Origin of the sequence: Tepidibacter mesophilus (genome assembly GCF_002724055.1) — a bacterium.
Lineage (GTDB): Bacteria > Bacillota > Clostridia > Peptostreptococcales > Peptostreptococcaceae > Tepidibacter_A > Tepidibacter_A mesophilus.
Map to the genome: position 1 here is coordinate 1 of NZ_BDQY01000006.1, position 22,098 is coordinate 22,098.

Sequence of the window (22,098 nt, forward strand, 5' to 3'; positions counted from 1 at the left end):
ACGATAGTATGAAATGTTTTGAAATCTGATAGGATTTTATGCATTATTGAAATTTTAGAAAAGTTATTAATGTTCGTTAGATAATTAGAAAGTTTTCTATCAAATGTTATAACTACATTATACAAGGAGGAATATCATGGATAATTTAAGTATTGCTGGTATAAGAATAGATCAAAGAACAGATGCTGCTACTAAAGTACAAGAAATATTAACACAAAATGGAGATATGATTTTAAATAGGTTTGGTATGCATGATCCTATAGAAGTAAATACTGGTTTAATAACATTAAACTTAAGAGCAGAAAAAAATAGGATAAAAAATATGATGAATGATTTGAGTGAAATAAGTGGAGTAAGAGTAAATCATATGGAAGTGTAAAATAAAGCAGTTCAAGAAACTTGAACTGCTTTATTAATAAAAAGTAAGAGAAGTTAGTAGTTTTTTATACATGTAAGCCATGGAACGACTAGTGAATTAAGTTTTGTTAAAAGTATACTGATAAATATTATTAATAAAAACATCAAAAATAAATAGCTATTCTAGATAAGGAATATTTCTATAATAAATTATTTCAAATATTAAAAACTTAATTGGATAAATATAATTGATTAGTTATTGAAAGAAATAAAATATAGATTTAACTATTAGAATATAGTATATAAAATCATTCAATTTAATATAAAAGGAATCATAGGGCAGCTTTAAAAGCAAAATACAACTAGTCTTTAAATGTATATTTAGGGAATAGTTAAGTTTAGGAATACAAATATCAGTATTTTACTATCTATTCACATAAGTTTATTACATATAAACTTTATTTTATAACAACCACAGAATTACACTTTTTAATAGTCTGTGTATTTTGTGGTTGTTTTACCAATTTATATAATCAAATAATATGTATATATAATTCTATCACTACAAAATCTAAGCTCATCTAAAAAAATGTTAATAATTTCCCAATGATACTCTTAGTAATAATTTTACTATCTAACACTTTGCTTTCTTTAATATTTTGTTTATTTTTGATTGATATTGGATTAAATTTGAGTTTTAATATATCTTCTGTTTTAGTTATTAATCCGCCAAACAAATCATAAGATTTAATAAAACTAATATATATTGATTTTATTAGTACCACTTTCTAAAAAATCTAATCTTTATAGTAAAAAAGAAACAAACTTAAAATATTGAATTTTCTAAAAATTTAAACCGTTCACGTTGTTTATCTGTTATAATAATATAATATAGGCTTATATTTAAAAGGGGGTTAGAGTATGTCTAAGGTTATCGATTTTAATTTAGCTAAAAAAAAGATTAAAAACAAACAACAAAATAAAAATAATTATTTTAAAAAAATAAAATTCCAAAATAATAAGGTTTTATTAATGATATTCATAATTATACTCAGTATAGTTGGCTTGTTTTCCCTACTCTCTCCTGTAAAACAAACTAATAGAATAATGAATATAGAAATGAATAATAATTCTAGTATAAATAATAATTTAAATGCGAATATATACGGATATTATATTTGTTAAAAATATAAAATTATATTTTATAAAATATATAATTATTTTTTATTGGAATTAATTGTTCAATAAATAAACATTAAACAACTTTAAAAAAACAAACTTTCAAAATTCTTTTTTTTTTATTTTCTGAAGTTTCAATTAAATTATAAGATTTTATATTTTCACTACTATAACATATGATTTGAGATATATTAGTAATCTAATACGGTTTTTAATTCAAATAAAAGAAGCATACATTCAAAAGTGTATGCTTCTTTTATTTGAATACATAAAAAATAATTATTTCTGTTTTTTGAATATATAAAATCATCAAAATATTTGCGCAAGCTTTAATCTATTGATATTTATAATGAATGTTGTTATAATTACTTTAAATTCGTAAAGCTTTGGGATGAATTGTCATAAAATTCACTCAAGACAATCTATTTCATAAGTATATTAAAAGATTATAGCTCCAATTTTATAGTCTTTAATATAGAAAATATTTTATAATGTAATTATTTTTAAGAAAAATTATTTACATGAAATCGAAGGAGGAAACATAATGAACAAAACATCTAAAGATGTAATCGTAGTAGGATTCGCACTATTTGCAATGTTTTTTGGCGCTGGAAACTTAATATTCCCACCTGCTCTTGGACTTATTACAGGTGATGCTTGGGTACCTGGATTAATAGGATTTTTATTGACAGGAATAGGGATGCCTGTGCTTGGTATTATAGCTGCATCTAAAGCGGGCGGTAGTTTAAGTGATTTAGCTGATAAAGTTAATCCAACATTTAGTAAAATCATAGGAACTGTTATAATGTTAGCAATAGGACCACTTTTAGCTATACCTAGAACTGGTGCTACTACTTTTGAAATGGGATTTGCACCTTTATTCCCATCAATAAGTCCTATATTAGTATCTATTATATTCTTTGGGGTAACGTTATTCTTGGTTATAAATCCATCTGGAATAGTTGATAAGATTGGTAAAGTACTTACACCTGTTTTATTAGTATCTTTACTTGTTATTATAATCAAAGGAATAATTAATCCTATAGGAGCTCCTGCTGATACAGGAATGCAGAATGCATTTTCAAAAGGATTTACAGAGGGATACCAAACTATGGATGCTTTAGCTTCTATGGTCTTTGCTGGAATAGTTATTGGTTCTTTAATTCAAAAAGGATACACTGATACTAAAGACCAAATTAAATTAACTGTGATGGCTGGACTTGTAGCAGCAACTGGACTTGCTATTGTATACGGCGGATTAATGTATTTAGGAGCTACTTCAAGTGGAGTATTCCCTGCAGATATATCAAGAACGCAACTTACTATAAGTATTACAGAAAGAATATTAGGTAATGCTGGAAAAGGTTTAATTGGAATATCTGTAGCATTAGCATGTTTAACTACTGCCGTTGGTCTTACAGCAACATGTGGAGAATATTTCTCTAAGCTTTCAAATGGTAAAGTTGGTTATAGACCGATAGTTATTGGTATTACGGTGTTTAGTGCTGTGATGTCTAACTTTGGAGTTGAAGCTATAGTTAAAATAGCAGTTCCTCTACTTGTAACTGTCTATCCTGTAGGTATAATATTAATAGTTATGAATATATTTGATGATTACATACCTAATAAGGCTGCATATACAGGTGCAGTATTTGGAGCTGTATGTATAAGTTTATTCGATGCTTTAAATGCTATGGGTACTCCTATATCAGCTGTTAGCGAATTGATTACCAAATTACCTTTAGCTAGTTCGGGCTTTGCATGGATACTACCAGCTATATTGGGATCTGTAATTGCCATGGCTACTATGAAGAAAAAACAAGAAAATGTATAATAAATAAAAAAATCCTTATCGTCTATACAGGCGATAAGGATTTTTAAAAACCATATTTTTTTAACTTTAATTTTCTGAATTTTTCAATTAAATTCAATTTTGGGATTAGAATTAAGATTCTTTAAAAGGGGTGTGAAGATATGAACAAAACATCTAAAGATGTAATCGTAGTAGGATTTGCATTATTTGCAATGTTTTTTGGTGCAGGAAATTTAATATTCCCTCCTGCTCTTGGTATGCAAACAGGTACTTCTTGGGTTACTGGGTTTTTAGGATTTTTATTAACAGGGATAGGAATGCCAGTACTCGGAATTATAGCTGCTTCTAAAGCTGGGGGTAGCTTAAGTGATTTAGCTGATAAAATTAGCCCAGCGTTTAGTAAAATATTAGGTACTATTATAGTTTTAGCTATAGGTCCACTTTTAGCTATACCTAGAACTGGTGCTACCACTTTTGAAATGGGAATTAGACCCTTATTTCCTCAAGTAAGTCCCCTATTAGTATCTATACTCTTCTTTGGAATAACACTATTTTTAGTTATGAATCCATCCAACATAGTTGATAACATTGGAAAAGTACTTACACCTATCCTATTAATCTCACTACTTATAATAATTGTTAAAGGCGTTATCAATCCAATAGGAACGCCTTCTGATACACGAATCCAAAATGCATTCTCTAGTGGATTTACAGAAGGATATCAAACTATGGATGCATTAGGGTCTGTTATACTAGCTAGTATAGTAATCAATTCTTTAATTCAAAAAGGGTATACGAATATTAAAGATCAAGTCAAGTTATCAACTCTCGCTGGTCTTGTAGCAGCTAGTGGGCTTGCTGTTATCTATGGAGGATTGATGTATTTAGGAGCTACATCTAATACTGTATTCTCCCCTGATATTACAAAGACTCAACTTACTATAAGTATTACAGAAAGAATATTAGGTAGTACAGGTAAGATTATAATAGGATTAGCTGTATCTCTAGCCTGTCTTACAACATCAATAGGACTTACAGCAACATGTGGTCAGTATTTTTCTAAGTTAACAAAAGGTAAACTAAGCTATAAGTCAATCGTGATTGGGGTTGCTTGTTTTAGTGCAGTGATTTCTAATTTTGGAGTTGAAACTATAGTTAAGATAGCAGTTCCCCTTCTTGTAACAGTATATCCCATTGTAATAATATTAATAGTTATGAATATATTTGATGATTATATACCTAATAACAGTGCGTACTCAGGAGCTGTATATGGAGCTTTATGTGTAAGCTTATTTGATGCTTTAAGTGCTATAGGTTTCCAAATATCAAATATTAATTCTTTAATATCTAAATTACCTTTAGCAAGTTCTGGATTTGCATGGATACTACCTGCTATATTAGGATCTATAATTACAATGTCCGCTACGAAGTCCGCTACGAAAAAAACAACATAAAATTTAATTATTATCTTTAGATTAATTCTGCATATATAAATTTTAAAATGCATAGTTTGTTTATAAATAAAAAACATCAACTTTAATTTTAAAGTTGATGTTTTTTATTTGATTTTATTAAATTTTGTTATATAATAAAATTAAGAATATTTAGAAAAGTTTAACTTTTTCAATGGAATGGAAGGGAGTTTTAGTATGAATGTTTCTGATTATGATTTTCCTTCACCTAAATTTATTGTATTTCACTATTTTATAAAATGGTTTATAGATAATTTTGGTATAATACCCTATTTTATATTTATAGTCGGATCTATATTATTATTTTGTATGTATTCTCTTAGAAATAGTTTTAAGAAAAATCAATTTGATAAAATAGTTACGATATCAATATTTACATTAATAATAATTGGTGGATTAATAGGACTTGGATATGATATTAACAATGGACACCCTATAAATTTTAAATAGATAAATTAACATCTTTTAAATAAAATCATATATTATATGGAAGACAATTGAAAGGTGTTGAGATTATGATTAATAATTTTTTATATCCATATATGCCGCATATTAGGCAGGTTAAACCCTCTCATATTAGAGTGTTGCATGCTTCTCCAGATGCTCCACCTGTAGACATATATGCAAATAATAATCTAATAGCTAAAAATATACCTTATAAAAGTTTCACTCCCTATATTAGCGTACCTCCTGGGAATTATGTGATATCTGTTTTTGCATCTGGAACTAAACAAAATCCAGTTTTAGTAAAAAACATTCAGATTCCAAATGATACTATAGCAACTGTTGCTGCTACTGGTTATGTATCTGATTTAGATTTATTACCTATACTAGAGCCTATAGAGCCTATACCTACTAATAAAACTATGATTAGATTTATTCATTTATCTCCAAACACTCCTAATGTAGACATAACTTTACCAAATGGAGCTATATTATTTGAAGATGTTGAATATGAAGAAGTAACAGAATATATACCTGTTCCACCAGGAAATTATACAGTTGAAGCAAAAGTTGCTGGAACTGATCAAACAGCTTTAATAGTACCTAATATTAACCTTAAACCTAACAGATTCTATAGTATATATGCAGTTGGTTTTTTAAATGACAAACCTCCTCTACAAGTTTTAATACCTCTTGATGGGAATAGTTATATAAAATAAGGGCCTCTATATTTATTAGAGGTTTTTTATTTTGTATATAAATAGAACTTACATATAATTCAAAAAATTGGTATAATCATTTAAAAGGAGATGATAAAATGAAAATTCTTATATTAAGTCTTTTAATAGGAATCTTATTAGGAAGTTTCAAAATTATTCCTAATAAATATCTTAAACTAAATTCAAAATTTCAATTATTTGCACTTATACTACTTTTGTTTTCAATGGGGATATCAATAGGATCTAATAAAGATATGTTTAATTCAATTAATACATTAGGATTGCAAGCCATATCTTTTTCTACTATGACTATAATATTTAGTACATTGGTGTTGTATCTAATAACTAATTTATTTTTTAATACAAAAGAATCTCAAAAGGAGGATACTAAAGAATGATATATTACATTTTATCAGCTCTACTATTAGGTATATTTTCAGGATATTACATAGTACCTCAGAATATATTAGAGAATATAGACTTAATATCAACTTTAGCTTTGAATTTGTTAATTTTATCTGTTGGAATTGACCTTGGAGAAAATAAAGCTGTTTTTGAAAAAATAAAAGAACGAGGATTTAAAATTCTTTTAATACCATTTTCAGTTGTTATAGGAAGTTGTATTGGAGGAATTATATGTTCGTTTATATACAGAATTCCTATAAATGTATCACTTTCTATATCATGTGGGTTTGGATGGTATAGTCTTTCTGCTGTCATATTGTCTAAAATATGTAGTGCTCAAGTAGGAACTATAGCTTTTTTAAGTAATGTTTTTAGAGAAATGTTATCTGTTATATTAATACCTATTATAGCTAAACGTATGAATCATATAACATCAATAGCACCTGCAGGGGCTACTTCTATGGATTCTACTCTACCTATTATAGTAAAGTGTACAGATGAAGAAACTGTTGTAATGGCATTTATAAATGGAGCCGTACTATCAATATTAGTGCCAGTATTAGTACCACTAGTTTATAATTTATTTGGATAGATATATGTTTATGTAATTTTAATGGGGAAGTGATAAAAAGTATTTCATTACTTTTTATCACTTCCCCATTTTGATAATTCGTTAGGTATTAATCCGGATTTTTCAAGCTGTATAAATATCTTCAATGTATTTTTAAGATCTCTTGATTTCGTTGTTATTCTTAACACACAGTTCATAAAAAAACCTCCTCTAACTATCTTATTCTATAAATAATATTCTTAAATATTAATAATTATTCTAAGAATTATAACTTAAGGAGGTTTTTTAAATTGTATATGTATTTATATTAAAAAGCTTTTCCGGAATTTAAAATATTTTTAGAATCAGGGGTAAACAACTACATAACCTTCTCATAATTTACTTTATATAGACATAGACCTTGAGAGTATGCAGTAGATCCTGCTATTGATCTATCTTTACTTTCCAGTATATTTTTCATATAATCAGGTTTGAACTTTCCATGACCTATATCTATTAAGGTTCCAACTATAATCCTAACCATGTTATGTAAAAAACCGTTTCCATTTATCTTAATATTGATAAAACCATTTTCTTCTTCTATTTCTATAGAATTTATAGTTCTAATATTAGATTTCTTTTTTGATTTAGAAGATTTGAAGCTAGAGAAATCATGTTCACCTATAAGATGTTCGCTAGCCTTTTTCATATTATCAAGATTAAGTTTATGTGGAATATGAGTTGTATATTTTCTTAAGAAAGGATCATGTATTTTATTGTTATCTATTTTGTATAAATAGGTTTTTGATATTGCATTATATCTTGAATGAAATCTAATATCTACCTCTTCTATATTAATAATAACTATATCTTGAGGTAAGTAGTTATATAAATATTCATGCATTTCAGAAAGATTCATTTTGGAATTAGTTTTAAAATTTGCTATTTGAGCAATCGCATGAACGCCAGCATCCGTTCTTCCAGATCCTATTATTTCTATTTCCTCATTTGTCATTTTAGAAACGACGGCTTCAATCTTAGATTGGATAGTTGAATCTGAAGTTTTTAGTCTTTGCCATCCTTTATACTTACTTCCATCATATTTAATTGTAATTTTAATATTTCTCATCATTTAGTATTCCTTTCTATTGTAGAATATAGTTATATTTTAATCATAACATTTTTTTACTATTATTATAACAAAAATAAAAAATTCATAATGCTTATATACGTATATAGTAGACTAATTCTAATATTCTTGCTTACTTAAAAAAATATAGAATATAATTTTCCTAGAAATAAAAAACTACCTATTGTATAAGTAGTTTAATTAGTTATAATATTTATAATTTCTATCATACTACTTCCTTTTTTTATAGTTTTTTCTCCTACTCTGAGTTTGGAACTTAAATCTAAGGATTTTAGTAGTATTAAAAAATCATTTTTATTAAGTATAAGTTCATTTTCATATAAAATATCAGCCACTTTATTGGAAGTAAATCCATTTTGAATAATTATTTTTATATACTCTTCTTTATTGTTTTCGTTTAAAGATTCTTTATTTGTAACTTGATTATTATCTTCTTGATTTTGGGAATTGTTCTTTGTTTTATTTATTGTCTGATTAAGTTGATTTTTTTTTGTATTTTCAGTTTGGTGATAATCCTTATTTATCAATATATTTATAGAAGATCCTATTAATAGTCCTATTGATATTCCTATTATTAATATTAGTGTAAATATTTTATTCAATAGATTTCCCCCTAGTTTAAACAGCATATCATGTTAATATTTTACAATAAATCACATCCTTTATCAAGTAATTCAAAATAAAATTGAGCTGTTTTATCGAGTTCTTCGCCAAATAAAGCTATAATCTTTTTTTGTCTATTTTGACTAGAAAGAATAATTTTACCTATATGTCTATTTTTTCTTTTTAGTTTTTCTATTTTATATCCATTTTTCAAATAGTATTTTATATAATCTAACTTATTATTCATAATTCACCTCTAATAAAATTAATATAGTTTATATATAATTATTATCAAAATATTAATTATTATTATGAATTATGAATAAAACTAAAAAAATCTTTAAAACAAGGCTTTTTTAATTGATAGAAAAGCCTATTGTTTTTAGATTAGTTATAAATATATATATTTAAAAAAATATATTAACAGAGATTAATTATATACTTATATTCTTCGTTTCTACGTCGTATGTTTTTCATTGTATCCCAATTGCCATGACCAGGGTATATAATAATATTATCATCCCATTTTGAGACTATATTCTTAATAGTAATTATCATATCCTCCTCGCTACCTCCTGGCAAATCTAATCTGCCTATTCCATCATTAAATAGGGTGTCTCCTGTGAAGATTACATTTTGGTGTCTAGATTTTAAGCAAATTCCACCTTTTGTATGACCAGGAGTATGGATTACTTCTAAAGAGATATTACCTATTTTTATAATTGAGCCATTTGAAAGTACTTTATTTGCATCAATTGATATTGGTTTTCTATCTGATTGCTTAGATAAATTTATGCTTGGATTTTTGAGACCTTTTAAGTCTTTTTTATGAACTGATATATTGCTATTATATTGTTTTTTTAAATCGTTTACAGCTCCTATGTGATCATAGTGGTGATGAGTAAGTATTATATCATTTAACTTTAAATTATTTTTATTTATATAGTCTATTAATACTTTAGAATTATCACCAGGATCTATAGCAGCAGCATCAAGAGTGCGCTTATCGTGAATTATATATGCATTAGTACCTATTTTACCTACAACAAATCTTTTTAATATCATATTAAGTCTCCTTTACTATATTAGGTTAAATATATTATATAATAAAGGAGACTTAATCCCAAGAACTTGTATATTTATTTTTAACTATTTAAAGATTCTTTCATTTCATCATATGTCTTTTGCAAGAAATCTTCTATCATATCTTGTGTGATTAGCTTTTTGATAGATGAAGGTATTGTCTCGTAAAATTTTTGTACTACCCATTGGAATTTTTCATCATCATTTTCAAAGTTTTTCTCAGCATAAAGCATAAGTCTATATGCTATTTCCTTTGCTTCCTTTATAGCTATTTTTTCACCAAATATCTTGTAAATATAATATATATATCCAGAACTGATTAAAAGAATAAACATTATCCACACATATATAGAATTAAGCATATTAATTCCTCCTTAACTTTTTTATATATTATATTTACGAATATGCTTATAAGTGATTAATATTACTTAATCGGTATGCTTATATTGCTTTTAAAACAGTGTCAACATTATGATGATTCAATAATTCTTTCATTTTATTTTTTGCATTTATAAACTGCATATATTTAATATCCGATATTCTAGAATCTCCATAAACTCTCCAACCATTTATTTTTGTAAGTTTCAATGAAGGGTGACCAATAAACCCTAGTACATCCTTCAATGGATACCCTAGAAATATACCTATTTCATCTGGGATATCACCCGTTTTCATTTTTCCTATTATAAAATCAAGGTATATATTAAGATTGTAATTATTAGGATACCCTATTGATTGTAAAAATTTTAAATTTCTATATTCTGATAATATATTATTTAACTCTGTTGAATTATAAAACAATATTTTAGTACATTTGTTACAATAACTAAATTCTTTGTAGAATATCTTATTGTTTTTATCTAAAATACGTTTAATTTCTGTTAATCTATATGAATTTTGTTTGTCAGAGTAAGGAAAACTTATTATTTCAGCAGGTTTAACACCAAATATTACAGGGCCTAGCAATTGTAATAGCCATTTTGTAAAAGAATGTGTATTATCGCTTATGCAAAAACAGTTATTCAAGTTATTATTCATATATATAAACCACCTTTCAAATAAATTTAGCACAATTGAAAGTAAAACTCATTTTCAATTATATTAATATAATATTACAGTTTTGTATTAAATGTCAAATAATTTGTACTTTAGATTAGATATTATATTAAGAGAATATTTAAACTAAATTAGAAGATAATAACTGTATAAATTAAATAGTTACATGGAGGTTTAAAAATGAAAGTATCTTCTAGTTTGAATGATAATATCAAAACATTGAAAAAAACTCTTCCTATAGATAAAAGCTTTGATATTGTTAACAGAGAATGGACTATAGGAAACACAAAGGCTAATTTTGTGTTTATAGATGGATTTACTAAAGATCAAATAATGTTATTTATTATGGGTAAGATTCAATCTATAGATATAGAACATGTCAATATCGATGTAATAAAAACTCTTTTAAAAAATGATATTCCTTATATAGAAGTTTCTACTTTTTCTGATTTTGAAGACATGGAGCGGGCAGTACTTTCCGGGAATACAGCTTTATTTATAGATGGACAATCAGAAGGTATACTTTTAGATGTACGAGAATACCCTGTTAGAGGACCGCAAGAGCCTGATTTGGAAAAGGTTACGAGAGGTTCTAGAGATGGATTAGTTGAAACTATAATTTTTAATACAGCTTTAATCAGAAGAAGACTTAGAGATCCAGGTTTAATATTCGAACTTACAACTATAGGCTCTCAATCCAAAACTGATGTTTCTATATCTTATATAGACAGTGTTGTTGACCACGATTTTTTAGAACAATTAAAAAGTCAATTAGATAAAATTAAAACTAATTCTTTGATTATGGGCGAAAAAACGCTTGAGGAGTTACTTATTAAGAAAAAATGGTTTAATCCATTACCTCAGGTGCGCTTTACAGAAAGGCCCGATGTTGTTGCTGCTCATTTATTAGAAGGACATATAGCTATTATAGTTGACAATTCTCCAAGTGTTATGTTGCTACCTGTAACAATTTTTCATTTTACTCAACATGCAGAAGACTATTATCAAAACCCAATGGTAGGTACTTATTTAAGATGGGTTAGATTTATATCTATGATTTCTTCTATGATAATAAGTCCGTTATGGCTATATTTGGTTTATAATCCAGAGTTATTACCAAATTCGTTAAAATTTATAGGTCCATCCGAAGTTGGTAACATTCCGTTATTTATACAATTTATTTTATTAGAAATAGGACTTGATACACTAAGACTTGCATCAATACACACACCTAATTCATTATCTACATCCATGGGAATTATAGGAGGATTAATTCTGAGTGAGTTTGCAGTAAAGGTTGGTTGGTTCACTCCAGAGACTATACTTTATATGGCTATAGCGGCTATTGGAACTTTTGCTACACCTAGTATAGAATTTGCTATGGCAATAAGAATATTTAGGCTATTTATACTTATTATAACTGGCATATTTAAAAATATAGGATTTTTTATATCCTTAGCTATAGTATGTACTATAATTTGTACAACTAAGGGCTTTGCAAATCAGTCATATTTATGGCCTTTAATTCCATTTAATAAAGATGCTCTTTTAAATATATTATTTAGAAAGCCTATAGTAGAGATAAAAAGCAGTAAAAAAGATTAATCTTTTTTACTGCTTTTTATAATATTGTATAAGAAGGTTACTTTATACTTCTAAGTCTATACTTAATCCAAGTTTATCTTTAAATATATCAATTATAGGGTCAACCTCAATTTCTATAAACTCGACTACTTGTTCAGACGATCTACCTATAAAGTTTATTGGGTCCATTATCGATAAAATTTCATCTTTAGTCATTTTAAACTCAGGATCATTTATTATTTTTTCTATTAAGTTATTTTCTCCACCTAATTCTTTTACATTTTTAGCAGACTCCATTGAATAGACTCTTATCTTTTCATGAAGATGTTGTCTATCTCCACCTCTTTTAACTGCCTCCATTAATATAGTTTCTGTAGCCATAAAAGGAAGTTCTTCGTCTATATGCTTTTTAATCATATTTTCATATACAACCAATCCATCAGTAACATTAATACCAATTTCTAGTATTGAATCTATAGCAAGAAATGATTGAGCTATACTTAATCGTCTGTTTGCAGAATCATCTAAAGTTCTTTCTAGCCATTGTGTAGAGTGAACCAATGCTGGATTTAATGTTTCTGAGATTACATATTTACATAATGAAGATATTCTTTCGCTTCTCATAGGGTTTCTTTTATATGCCATGGCAGAAGATCCTATTTGATTTTTAGCAAAAGGCTCCTCTATTTCTTTTAAGCTTTGAAGTAGCCTTATGTCGTTAGTCATTTTGTGCATACTCTGAGCTATAGATGATAGAGTTGATAAAATTTGATAATCTAACTTTCTAGTATATGTTTGTCCAGTTACTGCATATGATTTTTTAAATCCCATACTAGCTGTAACAAGTTTATCCAATTTTTTTACTTTATCATGGTCTCCTTCGAATAAACTTAAAAAACTTGCCTGAGTACCTGTAGTACCTTTGACTCCTCTTAACTTTAAGTTTTCAAATCTATCATTTAAATCTTCAAAATCTATTAATAAATCTTGAATCCAAAGAGAAGCTCTTTTTCCAACAGTAGTTAGTTGAGCAGCTTGAAAGTGTGTAAATCCAAGCGTAGGTAGATTTTTATATTTAAAAGCAAATTTTTTTAAATTATTAATTAAATTGACAAGTTTAACTAATATTAATTCCATTGCATCTTTCATAATTATAATATCTGTATTATCTCCTACATATGCACTAGTAGCACCTAAATGTATAATACCTTGAGCATTGGGACACAAAAGTCCATAAGCTTTAACATGAGACATAACATCATGTCTTGTTTCCTTTTCAAATCTTTTCGCATCTTCAAAATTTATATTATCTATATTTGCTTTAAGTTCTTCGATTTGATCATTAGTTATATTAATTCCTAATTGCATCTCACATTCAGCAAGAGCAACCCATAGTTCTCTCCAAGTTTTAAACTTTTTTTGTGGAGAAAATATGTAACTCATCTCTTTACTTGCATATCTTTGAATTAAAGGATTTTGATAACAATCGTGTTTTTGCATGATATCCTCCTTGAAATATTTATTTTTTTCATATCACAATAGTATTATACAATATAATGCGAACTTTAACAAATGTTTTTATGTTAAATGTAAGGCAAAATAAAAATAAGCTTAATACTATTTAAATAGCATTAAGCTTATTTTACTTCTAACTGATAAAAAATATTATTAATTTTTTATATTAAGTACAGATTTTAAAAATCCTATATTTTAATAACTTTGATGAAAGGGCTATATTTACAATTATTTTTGAGCAACGGAGTCCGTATAGGACTCGTTGGCGATATGAACTATGCGATAGCATGAATCAAATTTTATATATTAGATAAAGTTTGTTTTATTCTATTTAATCCTTCTATTATATTTTCCTGAGAAGTTGCATATGACAATCTAATATAATTGTCATTTCCAAAAGCTACTCCAGGGACAACAGCTACATAAGAATTCTCTAATAGATAATTTGCAAAGTCCATGGAATCTTTTATATTATAAGTTCCTAGTTTTTTACCTATAAGCTTTGATATGTTAACCATAACATAGAATGCACCTTTAGGGGTATTGCACGAAATATTAGGTATAGCATTTATAAGCTCTACCATTTTTATTCTTCTTTTATCAAACTCATTTCGCATATATTCAATTTCAGATTGATCTCCTTCTAAAGCTTCAATTGCAGCATATTGAGCTATAGTATTAGGATTTGATGTAGCATGACTTTGGAGATTAGACATTATAGTAGCTATTCTTTCATTAGAAGCTGTATATCCTATTCTCCATCCTGTCATAGCACAGCACTTTGATAATCCATTTACAACTATAGTTAATTCTTTTATCTTTTCATTTAATGAAGCTATGCTTATATGATTTTGATTATCGTATATAAGCTTTTCATAAATTTCATCAGAAACTACTATTATATTATTTTCTACAGCTAACTCTGCGATTTCTTTTAATTCCTCTAGTGTATATACCGATCCAGTAGGGTTAGATGGACTAGTTAGTATTATAGCCTTAGTTTTATTAGTTATGTTTTTCCTTAAATCATCAATATTGTATTTGAAGTCATTATCTTCACTACAGTCAATTAATATAGGTTTAGCTCCAGCCATTTTGACTAATTCAGGATAGCTTACCCAGTACGGAGTAGATATTATAACTTCATCTTCAGGATTACAAATAGCTTGAAATATATTATATAAAGAATGTTTTGCACCATTAGATACAATTATCTCTTTGGGATTATAAATAAGGTCATTGTCTACTTTTAACTTATTGCATATAGCTTCTTTAAGAGCAGGTATACCAGATACTGCTGTATATCCTATATTGTTGTTTTTAATTACATCAATAGCTTTGTTTCTTATGTTTTCAGGAGTGTTAAAGTCAGGTTCTCCTACACTAAAACTTATCACATTAATGCCATCTTCTTGCATTTTTTTAGCTTTAGCACTAATAGCTAAAGTCAATGATGGTGAAATATTACTATGTTTAATTGAAAGTTCCATAATATCGCTCCTATCTAATATATAACTTTATTTAAATCTAATATCATTATACCAAAAGTTAGTAAAATTTAGATAATAAATCTAAATAATTTTTATAACATATTTTTTTTATAAAATCATCAGTATAATTTCTTTTTAATAGTTCATCTATTATTAAGTACAAATAAGTACAGTCTTTTAAAGGGTTTATAACATTGCACCCATCAAAGTCTGATCCAAATCCTATACATTTATCTCCACCTATAGTGGTTATTCTTTCTATATGATCTACCAATGAAGGGATGTCTTTATTTTTACCAACAAATTCTTCATAAAAATTAATTCCTATTACTCCGTTTATATTAGAAATATCTCTTATTTGATCATCTGTTAGGTTTCTTTTATGTTCATTTATATAATTACTTAAAGAGTGAGAAGCTATTATAGGTTGTTTAGTTAATTTAAGAACATCATAAAATGTTTTATAAGATGCATGAGAGACATCTATTATCATATCCATGTTATTCATAACATTAATAACAGACTTTCCAAAATTGGTTAATCCAAAATCAGTATTTTCCATTGTTCCACAAGCCACCTTATTTTTATAGTTCCATGTTAAAGTTAATGATTTTACACCCAATATGTTTAATGATTTTATTATTTCTATATTGTCATCTATTATATGAGCCCCTTCTATTGAAATAATAATTCCTACTATATTGTCATTATTCATAACATAATATAAATCATTCTTATTTTTTATTATTTTTATACTACCACTATTTTTTTCATATTCATGTAATTTGTTTATATACAATATAGCTTTAAAATACGACTCTGGAAAAGGAATAGTATAATCTATATATACAGCCATAAATTGAATTTTTACATTGGATTTTAATAATTTTTTTAAGTTTATATGAGTGATATCATTATCATAAAAAGACAGATTATTGTCTTTTATTCTAGTTATACTATCACAATGGCTATCTATTATTTTATAATTCATTTAGTTCACCTCTTTTTATCAATTTTAAAAATTGAACTGTATATTTATTTCTTTGATTTATATATATTAGATTCATCATTATCTATAATATAGTCAATATTATCACTATCTACAAAATTAATTACATACTTATATCTGCATGCATAGTTTTTATCACTCCAACCTAGTTTTTCTTTTAGATTTTCATCTTTTATTCCACATTTTAAAGAAAATGTTGCGTATGAATGTCTAAAATCTTTTGCGGAATAATTACTAAGATTAGCTATAGATAAAGCATTTTTTACTATAAGTCTAACATTTCTATCGGTAATAGTATTACTATTCCTACTTTTGAAAACAAAATCATCCATACTAGTAATATTTGTAGACTCTTTATAGTCCATAATTAGATTCCATGAATATTCCGGTAGTTGCACTATACGTTCCTTTTTTTGAGTTCCTATTTTACATGAATAAATGTTTCCATTATCAACTATTAAGTCTTTCCATTTTAAGCTTATTAATTCATTTAACAAACATCCTGTGCTAATTAAAAAAGAAATTATAGCCCTATCTCTTTTTTTTAAATGAGGAAATATAGATATTAATTTATTTAATTCATCAAGACTTAATACATCATTTTTATTTTTAATTCTAGATACGTAAGGTTTATTTATATTAGCAAAAGGATTATTCTGTATATAATTTTCTTTTAATAAAAAATTATAGAAACTATGTAAGTAACTATATATTTTTTCACAAGTTGACTTAGCATATATATTATTAATATGTTCTATGAATTGTTTACTTTCATTAATATTTATATTTAGCAAATTCTTATCATTTAAAGTTGATTTAAATAAGACTATTTTATTTAAATAATCATATTTGCTTAAAGGTTTAAGCTTTCTAGAAAATTCTTTAAATAGTTCATATTCATATTCTGATAAACCATTCATAAATACTCACTTCCTTTAATGTTTTTAAGGTTATATTAATTATACTTAAAATATTCAAATATAAAAATCACTAAATTATAATATTTCTAATTTAATAATTAAAATCCTTTGAAAAAATCCAATTTAACTGATATACTTTATATGTTAATTTTATAGAATGTATTAAAATAGATAATTTGAAGGAGGTTTTACTATGAGCGATATTTTAAAAGCTATAATCCTTTCTATAGTAGAAGGGATTACAGAATTCTTGCCTATTAGCAGTACTGGTCATTTAATCCTTGTTAATCAATGGATAAATTTTGAAGGTAATTTTGGATTTTATTTTAATGTTATTATTCAGTTCGGGGCTATTTTATCTGTTGTAGTCTTGTATTTCAAAAAGCTAAACCCTTTTGAGAAATCTAAAACACATATACAAAAACAACAGACTATTAGCTTATGGTCAAAAGTAATAGTTGGATTTATTCCAGCTGCTATATTAGGTTTTTTATTTGCGGATATAATAGAAAATTATTTAAATAATCCTATAGTAGTAGCTGTAATGCTTTTTGTTGGTGGTATTTTTATATTAGTTTTAGAAAATAATTCTAAAAGAATTAAAATAAATACTTTTGATAAACTAAGTTATAAAACTGCTTTTTCAATAGGTATGATTCAATGTCTAGCAATGATTCCTGGAACTTCAAGATCAGCTGCTACAATTATAGGAGCAATGATTTTAGGAACATCAAGACAAATAGCTGCAGAATTTTCATTTTTCTTAGCTATACCTACAATGGCAGGTGCGACAGCTTATTCTGTACTTAAGATGATTAAAGGTGGGGTTACAATAACATCTAATCAGTGGATGGTATTATTAATAGGAATTATAGGCTCGTTTATAATAGCTACTTGTGTTATATCTTTTTTTATGAATTATATACAAAAAAAGGATTTCAAAATATTTGGATACTACAGAATAATTCTTTCTGTAATAATACTATTTTCTTACTTTATTAAATAAAATAAGAATGTGGGTAATTACCTACATTCTTATTTTATTTAATATGTATTTATAAGTATATTAATATACAATAAAAAGATCTTCTAATAATTTTTTAAAATTTAATTTTTATTTATACCATTTTAGAGGGAACCTGCAATCATTTTTATTATATCACTATTCTCTTCTTTAAACGTTGTAATTATTATAATTTTATCCAAAGCACATGTTAATGCCGTACATATCATATTTAAATTTTTTATAAAATTGTTAATTTCATTATTAGAATTAGAATCATTCAGATGATGCCCATATAACATTTCAATCTGACATAGTATGAGGGCTTTATACTCTAGATTATTTATAGAATATATGTTAGATATTGTTACTCCATTTTTATTGCTTAAATTAGTTAATTCGTCATTTGAATATACATAAGGTATATTGCTCTCCTCTAATGCTTTTCTTAAAATATATTGAAAATATATCATATTTCCATTTTTTAATTTTCTTTTATTATACGGATATACAATTACTATATCTGAATAATCAAATCCTTTTTTTGTTATTAAATATTCTATCTCCCATATTATAGATTTAATTTTTTCTTCTATATCATCTACAAATATAATTTCTACATCTTCGCCTTCACTTCTTAAAGATTTTGTATTTAAATAATAATCATCAGGAATATTAATAGCAAAATTTCCTACATAATTTTTTATATTACATCTAAATTTATTTACAAACGAAGAAATTTTTTGTGTCTGTTTATAATTATATTCAAGTGTTATGACATGGTCTAAATTCATATTTTCCCAAAACCCTTTAAATGATTTAATATTATTTTGTATATCTGCGGATTTATCCACTGATATATTGAAAATATTTTTAGATTTAAACAATATCCCTTGAATGAATTTTATTTCTTCTTCATCAAAGTTTTCGCAACCATCTATAAAAATTCCTTTGTATATTTTTTTTTCTTTTAATGTATTTTTTACTTGTAAAAAAACATTTTTAAAATATTTAGAAAAGTCTAATTTAAGTTTATTGTAATCTATTACTAAATTTAAATCCTTAGCTAACTTAAATATAAATCCATGATAATTGTATATGTCTAAATTTTCAGGCGTTTTATATAATAAACTAATTTGATTTTTAATATCATTCATTAACTGCTTGTTATATGTTATAAATAAAAATCTTTCTTTTGGATATAATTTAGTAAGTTTTATAGCTCTTGATATTAATATAGTCGTTTTAGAACTTCCATTAGGGCCTATAAATAAAGTATTTCCATATTTAATAGAATTAATTTTTTCAATTTGAGAAGGACTTAAAAAAACTGAATTATATTTATATTGATCTTTAGAAAATAAAATATTTTTGAAAAATTCATTTTTTGAATTTTCTTTACGACATTTCTTTATTAAATGGTATTCAGGTGAAATATAAAATCTAAATAGATTTAAAATAACATCATCATTTTCACCCATAAAATACTTATCTAATATGATTGTATCATTAATTAATTCATTATATTTAGTATTATCAATAATATGATTATTTATAAAATCATTCTTTTTATTATTTATTTCAATATATGGCATAATATATATTAAATTATATTTAATATCTAAATTAAAACTTTTTAATTTTTTTTCTAATGTAAAATATTCTTCTTCCATTACCTCTATTAACTCATCTTCCAGTATAGAATATATTTCTTCAGTAGTATCCATGAATTTAATAAAAAGAATATTATTGTCTTTAACATACATTAAATCTATATTAATGCCGTTTACAGGAACTATTTTTGTTATTCCTATGCCATTTAAAGAGTCTATACAATTTTCATAAAAATGCATCTCGCTATCTTTTATTCTAAGAGAATCTAAATTAGAATGAATATTCTTTGAATATATTTTCAATTGTATCCCCCTTTTCTTTTTATATTATTATATCATTTAATTATTAATTTTCTAGTATAACATGTCATTTATTACTTTTTTTAAATATGAAAATGTAATCTAATTCATTAGTTCTAAAAGCTCTGTTTATTAATTGTATAAAATTTTTATCGTTAGATTTATTTAAATATATAAGATTTATTATTTCTTTATTATTTCTAAGTTTGTATAATAGTTCTTTTTGTACACTTAAAGATATACTATAAATAATGTAAGATTCCCAAATTTTTGCGTTATCCGAATTTAAAGCTTTAGTATTTTTAAAGTTAATTATAAATTTTTTAAAGCTAATCCATTTTTTTCGCTCTTTATATCCTAATCTTGTTAATTTAGATTTAATAATATATATATTATTTATAAGCCCAGATATAATAAGAGTGATAGATAAAATATGAAGGTATGGAGAATATTCAAATATAAAAAAAACTCCCAATAAAATTTTAAAATATGAATATAAATATAATAAAAGTTTTATTACTTTATTTTTTTTTAGATATCCATAATTCTTACACTCTTCATATACTTTTCTTTTCCAAGTATTATAAAACCTCTTAAATTCTAGAAATTTTTTTTCATCTTGATTATATTTTTTTATATCATCTAAACAAACGATTTTATCATTTTCACTAAAACAAAATAACCAGTTTAATAAATACTTTTCATGTATTTTCAAATTTTCATCGCTTTTATTTGTTAATAATAATTTGTATTTTTTATTAATTTCATCATTCATTTCTGAGATATATCCTTTTCTTATCAAGTCAAGTATAGTTATAAGAAAATCTCTACTTGTTATTTTTTTATATTTCATTATGCTAATCATAATTGCTGGCGTACAATCTTCTGGTAACTTTAAATTATAATTTCTAGGTAGTTTACCTTTTTGAAAAAGCAGTCTATCAAAAAATAAAACGATTACATAAAAAAACTCTATAATTAATATAGAAATAGATAATATGTTAATTTTATCAATCCTAGATATTGTGTTTTTATATATTTTTTCAATATTAAGTTGTTCATTCACTAGTTTTTCATATAATAAGTACTCATTATTCTCTTCAATAGTATATACAGGTATATCTTGTTCTAAAAATATTGCTAATTCTAATTTCATATTCTGTGGAAAGTTTTCTATATTATAACTAACTTTATTTCTTTCAATATGTATATTTTTATACAGATATCCATGTTGAAAAGCTTTAATATTTTTGTATCTTTTACTATCGGCAAAATATATAGATATGGTTAATTTTTCTACAGGTGAACTATTATCAATATCGAAAATTTTAAATTTTAATTCATCACCACCATTATGTCTGATAATAAAATCTTCTAAATCATATTCTATTTTATATATTTTAGTTTCAACATTAGATTTGTTATAGACTCTAAAATCTAAATTGTAATTATTATTGAATAAATCTAATTGTAATTGTTTTTTATTAGGATATAATTCATATGCTCTTAAATTATCTAATTTAGTATCATCTCCTAAATACAGACTTCTTGTTACTCCCTCAGATTGAGAATGGAATTTATATGTTATATTCTCTATAATATGAGCATCACCTTTAGCATCTACATTTATATACATTCTTAAATTTTCAATAGAATAATTTTCTTGTGAAAATACAGGTTTTATTAAAAAAGCAAATATTATTAGCGCTATTAAATTGATTTTTTTTCTTATTTTAATCACCTCTAATCTATATTATAAACTATATTTGATAGGTATTTTTATTAAAATTAAAAAGACTTAGAATCTTTTTAGATTCTAAGTCTTTTTAATTT

General features: G+C 25.2%; 23 protein-coding genes. 10 read left to right on the forward strand and 13 right to left on the reverse strand.

Annotation, left to right across the window (positions count from 1 at the left end):
- Window positions 1-136 precede the first annotated feature (136 nt).
- The 8 genes from Tmeso_RS05670 (at window position 137) to Tmeso_RS05705 (ending at window position 6,981) form a co-directional block, all read left to right on the forward strand.
- Window positions 137-379: a hypothetical protein gene (locus Tmeso_RS05670; protein ID WP_099189113.1), complete on the forward strand. Its 243-nt coding sequence runs from the start codon at window positions 137-139 to the stop codon at window positions 377-379.
- Window positions 380-1,278: 899 nt separating this feature from the next.
- On the forward strand, window positions 1,279-1,542 hold the full coding sequence (locus Tmeso_RS05675; protein ID WP_099189114.1) for a hypothetical protein: 264 nt from the start codon (window positions 1,279-1,281) through the stop codon (window positions 1,540-1,542).
- Window positions 1,543-2,080: 538 nt separating this feature from the next.
- Complete coding sequence (gene brnQ / locus Tmeso_RS05680; RefSeq protein ID WP_099189116.1) at window positions 2,081-3,370, forward strand: branched-chain amino acid transport system II carrier protein; 1,290 nt, start codon at window positions 2,081-2,083, stop codon at window positions 3,368-3,370.
- Window positions 3,371-3,510: 140 nt separating this feature from the next.
- Window positions 3,511-4,803 carry a branched-chain amino acid transport system II carrier protein gene (gene brnQ / locus Tmeso_RS05685; protein ID WP_099189118.1) on the forward strand — a complete coding sequence of 431 codons (1,293 nt, stop codon included), beginning with the start codon at window positions 3,511-3,513 and terminating at the stop codon, window positions 4,801-4,803.
- 195 nt (window positions 4,804-4,998) lie between these two features.
- Window positions 4,999-5,271, forward strand: a complete 273-nt coding sequence (locus Tmeso_RS05690; protein WP_099189120.1) for a hypothetical protein — start codon at window positions 4,999-5,001, stop codon at window positions 5,269-5,271.
- 65 nt (window positions 5,272-5,336) lie between these two features.
- Window positions 5,337-5,984 (forward strand): DUF4397 domain-containing protein, encoded by a 648-nt coding sequence (locus Tmeso_RS05695; RefSeq protein WP_099189121.1) that lies wholly within the window; start codon window positions 5,337-5,339, stop codon window positions 5,982-5,984.
- Between the two features lie 98 nt (window positions 5,985-6,082).
- On the forward strand, window positions 6,083-6,382 hold the full coding sequence (locus tag Tmeso_RS05700; protein ID WP_099189123.1) for a LysO family transporter: 300 nt from the start codon (window positions 6,083-6,085) through the stop codon (window positions 6,380-6,382).
- Window positions 6,379-6,981 (forward strand): lysine exporter LysO family protein, encoded by a 603-nt coding sequence (locus Tmeso_RS05705; RefSeq protein ID WP_099189125.1) that lies wholly within the window; start codon window positions 6,379-6,381, stop codon window positions 6,979-6,981. Before Tmeso_RS05700 ends, Tmeso_RS05705 begins: the two co-directional genes overlap by 4 nt.
- A 47-nt stretch (window positions 6,982-7,028) precedes the next feature.
- Here the strand turns inward: Tmeso_RS05705 and Tmeso_RS16915 are convergent, their stop codons facing one another.
- The 7 genes from Tmeso_RS16915 to Tmeso_RS05735 all read right to left on the reverse strand — a co-directional run bounded on the left by Tmeso_RS16915 (window position 7,029) and on the right by Tmeso_RS05735 (window position 10,813).
- Window positions 7,029-7,157, reverse strand: a complete 129-nt coding sequence (locus Tmeso_RS16915; protein ID WP_278281369.1) for a hypothetical protein — start codon at window positions 7,155-7,157, stop codon at window positions 7,029-7,031.
- A 161-nt stretch (window positions 7,158-7,318) separates the two neighbouring features.
- Complete coding sequence (gene truA / locus Tmeso_RS05710; RefSeq protein ID WP_099189127.1) at window positions 7,319-8,068, reverse strand: tRNA pseudouridine(38-40) synthase TruA; 750 nt, start codon at window positions 8,066-8,068, stop codon at window positions 7,319-7,321.
- A 197-nt stretch (window positions 8,069-8,265) separates the two neighbouring features.
- Complete coding sequence (locus Tmeso_RS05715; RefSeq protein ID WP_099189129.1) at window positions 8,266-8,691, reverse strand: hypothetical protein; 426 nt, start codon at window positions 8,689-8,691, stop codon at window positions 8,266-8,268.
- A 41-nt stretch (window positions 8,692-8,732) separates the two neighbouring features.
- Window positions 8,733-8,939, reverse strand: coding sequence for a hypothetical protein (locus tag Tmeso_RS05720; protein WP_099189131.1), 207 nt, complete (start codon window positions 8,937-8,939; stop codon window positions 8,733-8,735).
- A 173-nt stretch (window positions 8,940-9,112) separates the two neighbouring features.
- On the reverse strand, window positions 9,113-9,757 hold the full coding sequence (locus tag Tmeso_RS05725; protein WP_099189133.1) for an MBL fold metallo-hydrolase: 645 nt from the start codon (window positions 9,755-9,757) through the stop codon (window positions 9,113-9,115).
- An 80-nt stretch (window positions 9,758-9,837) separates the two neighbouring features.
- Window positions 9,838-10,137 (reverse strand): hypothetical protein, encoded by a 300-nt coding sequence (locus tag Tmeso_RS05730; protein WP_099189135.1) that lies wholly within the window; start codon window positions 10,135-10,137, stop codon window positions 9,838-9,840.
- 79 nt (window positions 10,138-10,216) lie between these two features.
- On the reverse strand, window positions 10,217-10,813 hold the full coding sequence (locus tag Tmeso_RS05735; RefSeq protein ID WP_099189137.1) for a DUF3793 family protein: 597 nt from the start codon (window positions 10,811-10,813) through the stop codon (window positions 10,217-10,219).
- A gap of 198 nt (window positions 10,814-11,011) precedes the next feature.
- Between Tmeso_RS05735 and Tmeso_RS05740 the strand changes: the two genes are divergently transcribed.
- Complete coding sequence (locus Tmeso_RS05740) at window positions 11,012-12,436, forward strand: spore germination protein (protein WP_099189139.1); 1,425 nt, start codon at window positions 11,012-11,014, stop codon at window positions 12,434-12,436.
- Window positions 12,437-12,478: 42 nt separating this feature from the next.
- Here Tmeso_RS05740 and purB read toward each other — a convergent pair whose 3' ends face one another.
- From purB to Tmeso_RS05760, 4 genes are all read right to left on the reverse strand, one after another.
- Entirely contained in the window at window positions 12,479-13,915 is a 1,437-nt protein-coding gene (gene purB, locus Tmeso_RS05745; protein ID WP_099189141.1) for an adenylosuccinate lyase, read from the reverse strand.
- Window positions 13,916-14,229: 314 nt separating this feature from the next.
- A complete protein-coding gene (locus Tmeso_RS05750) occupies window positions 14,230-15,420 on the reverse strand; it encodes a pyridoxal phosphate-dependent aminotransferase (RefSeq protein WP_099189143.1) in 1,191 nt (396 codons plus the stop codon).
- A 58-nt stretch (window positions 15,421-15,478) separates the two neighbouring features.
- Window positions 15,479-16,411, reverse strand: coding sequence for a dipeptidase (locus Tmeso_RS05755; RefSeq protein WP_099189145.1), 933 nt, complete (start codon window positions 16,409-16,411; stop codon window positions 15,479-15,481).
- Window positions 16,412-16,455: 44 nt separating this feature from the next.
- Entirely contained in the window at window positions 16,456-17,349 is an 894-nt protein-coding gene (locus tag Tmeso_RS05760) for a tyrosine-type recombinase/integrase (protein ID WP_099189147.1), read from the reverse strand.
- Window positions 17,350-17,542: 193 nt separating this feature from the next.
- Between Tmeso_RS05760 and Tmeso_RS05765 the strand changes: the two genes are divergently transcribed.
- Window positions 17,543-18,355 (forward strand): undecaprenyl-diphosphate phosphatase, encoded by an 813-nt coding sequence (locus Tmeso_RS05765; RefSeq protein WP_099189149.1) that lies wholly within the window; start codon window positions 17,543-17,545, stop codon window positions 18,353-18,355.
- Between the two features lie 122 nt (window positions 18,356-18,477).
- Here Tmeso_RS05765 and Tmeso_RS05770 read toward each other — a convergent pair whose 3' ends face one another.
- Together Tmeso_RS05770 and Tmeso_RS05775 are read right to left on the reverse strand one after the other, a co-directional pair.
- A complete protein-coding gene (locus Tmeso_RS05770) occupies window positions 18,478-20,268 on the reverse strand; it encodes a DEAD/DEAH box helicase family protein (RefSeq protein ID WP_099189151.1) in 1,791 nt (596 codons plus the stop codon).
- Window positions 20,269-20,332: 64 nt separating this feature from the next.
- Window positions 20,333-22,006, reverse strand: coding sequence for a DUF2207 domain-containing protein (locus Tmeso_RS05775; protein WP_099189153.1), 1,674 nt, complete (start codon window positions 22,004-22,006; stop codon window positions 20,333-20,335).
- Window positions 22,007-22,098 lie beyond the last annotated feature (92 nt).

Coding starts and splice junctions, on each gene's coding strand:
- Tmeso_RS05730 (WP_099189135.1), bottom strand. CDS start 10,137: ATGCTTAATTCTATATATGTGTGGATAATGTTTATTCTTTTAATCAGT.
- Tmeso_RS05700 (WP_099189123.1), top strand. CDS start 6,083: ATGAAAATTCTTATATTAAGTCTTTTAATAGGAATCTTATTAGGAAGT.
- Tmeso_RS05750 (WP_099189143.1), bottom strand. CDS start 15,420: ATGGAACTTTCAATTAAACATAGTAATATTTCACCATCATTGACTTTA.
- Tmeso_RS05760 (WP_099189147.1), bottom strand. CDS start 17,349: ATGAATGGTTTATCAGAATATGAATATGAACTATTTAAAGAATTTTCT.
- Tmeso_RS05695 (WP_099189121.1), top strand. CDS start 5,337: ATGATTAATAATTTTTTATATCCATATATGCCGCATATTAGGCAGGTT.
- Tmeso_RS05725 (WP_099189133.1), bottom strand. CDS start 9,757: ATGATATTAAAAAGATTTGTTGTAGGTAAAATAGGTACTAATGCATAT.
- brnQ (WP_099189116.1), top strand. CDS start 2,081: ATGAACAAAACATCTAAAGATGTAATCGTAGTAGGATTCGCACTATTT.
- Tmeso_RS05705 (WP_099189125.1), top strand. CDS start 6,379: ATGATATATTACATTTTATCAGCTCTACTATTAGGTATATTTTCAGGA.
- Tmeso_RS05675 (WP_099189114.1), top strand. CDS start 1,279: ATGTCTAAGGTTATCGATTTTAATTTAGCTAAAAAAAAGATTAAAAAC.
- Tmeso_RS05740 (WP_099189139.1), top strand. CDS start 11,012: ATGAAAGTATCTTCTAGTTTGAATGATAATATCAAAACATTGAAAAAA.
- Tmeso_RS05765 (WP_099189149.1), top strand. CDS start 17,543: ATGAGCGATATTTTAAAAGCTATAATCCTTTCTATAGTAGAAGGGATT.
- Tmeso_RS05755 (WP_099189145.1), bottom strand. CDS start 16,411: ATGAATTATAAAATAATAGATAGCCATTGTGATAGTATAACTAGAATA.
- truA (WP_099189127.1), bottom strand. CDS start 8,068: ATGAGAAATATTAAAATTACAATTAAATATGATGGAAGTAAGTATAAA.
- brnQ (WP_099189118.1), top strand. CDS start 3,511: ATGAACAAAACATCTAAAGATGTAATCGTAGTAGGATTTGCATTATTT.
- Tmeso_RS05670 (WP_099189113.1), top strand. CDS start 137: ATGGATAATTTAAGTATTGCTGGTATAAGAATAGATCAAAGAACAGAT.
- Tmeso_RS05720 (WP_099189131.1), bottom strand. CDS start 8,939: ATGAATAATAAGTTAGATTATATAAAATACTATTTGAAAAATGGATAT.
- Tmeso_RS16915 (WP_278281369.1), bottom strand. CDS start 7,157: ATGAACTGTGTGTTAAGAATAACAACGAAATCAAGAGATCTTAAAAAT.
- Tmeso_RS05735 (WP_099189137.1), bottom strand. CDS start 10,813: ATGAATAATAACTTGAATAACTGTTTTTGCATAAGCGATAATACACAT.
- Tmeso_RS05690 (WP_099189120.1), top strand. CDS start 4,999: ATGAATGTTTCTGATTATGATTTTCCTTCACCTAAATTTATTGTATTT.
- purB (WP_099189141.1), bottom strand. CDS start 13,915: ATGCAAAAACACGATTGTTATCAAAATCCTTTAATTCAAAGATATGCA.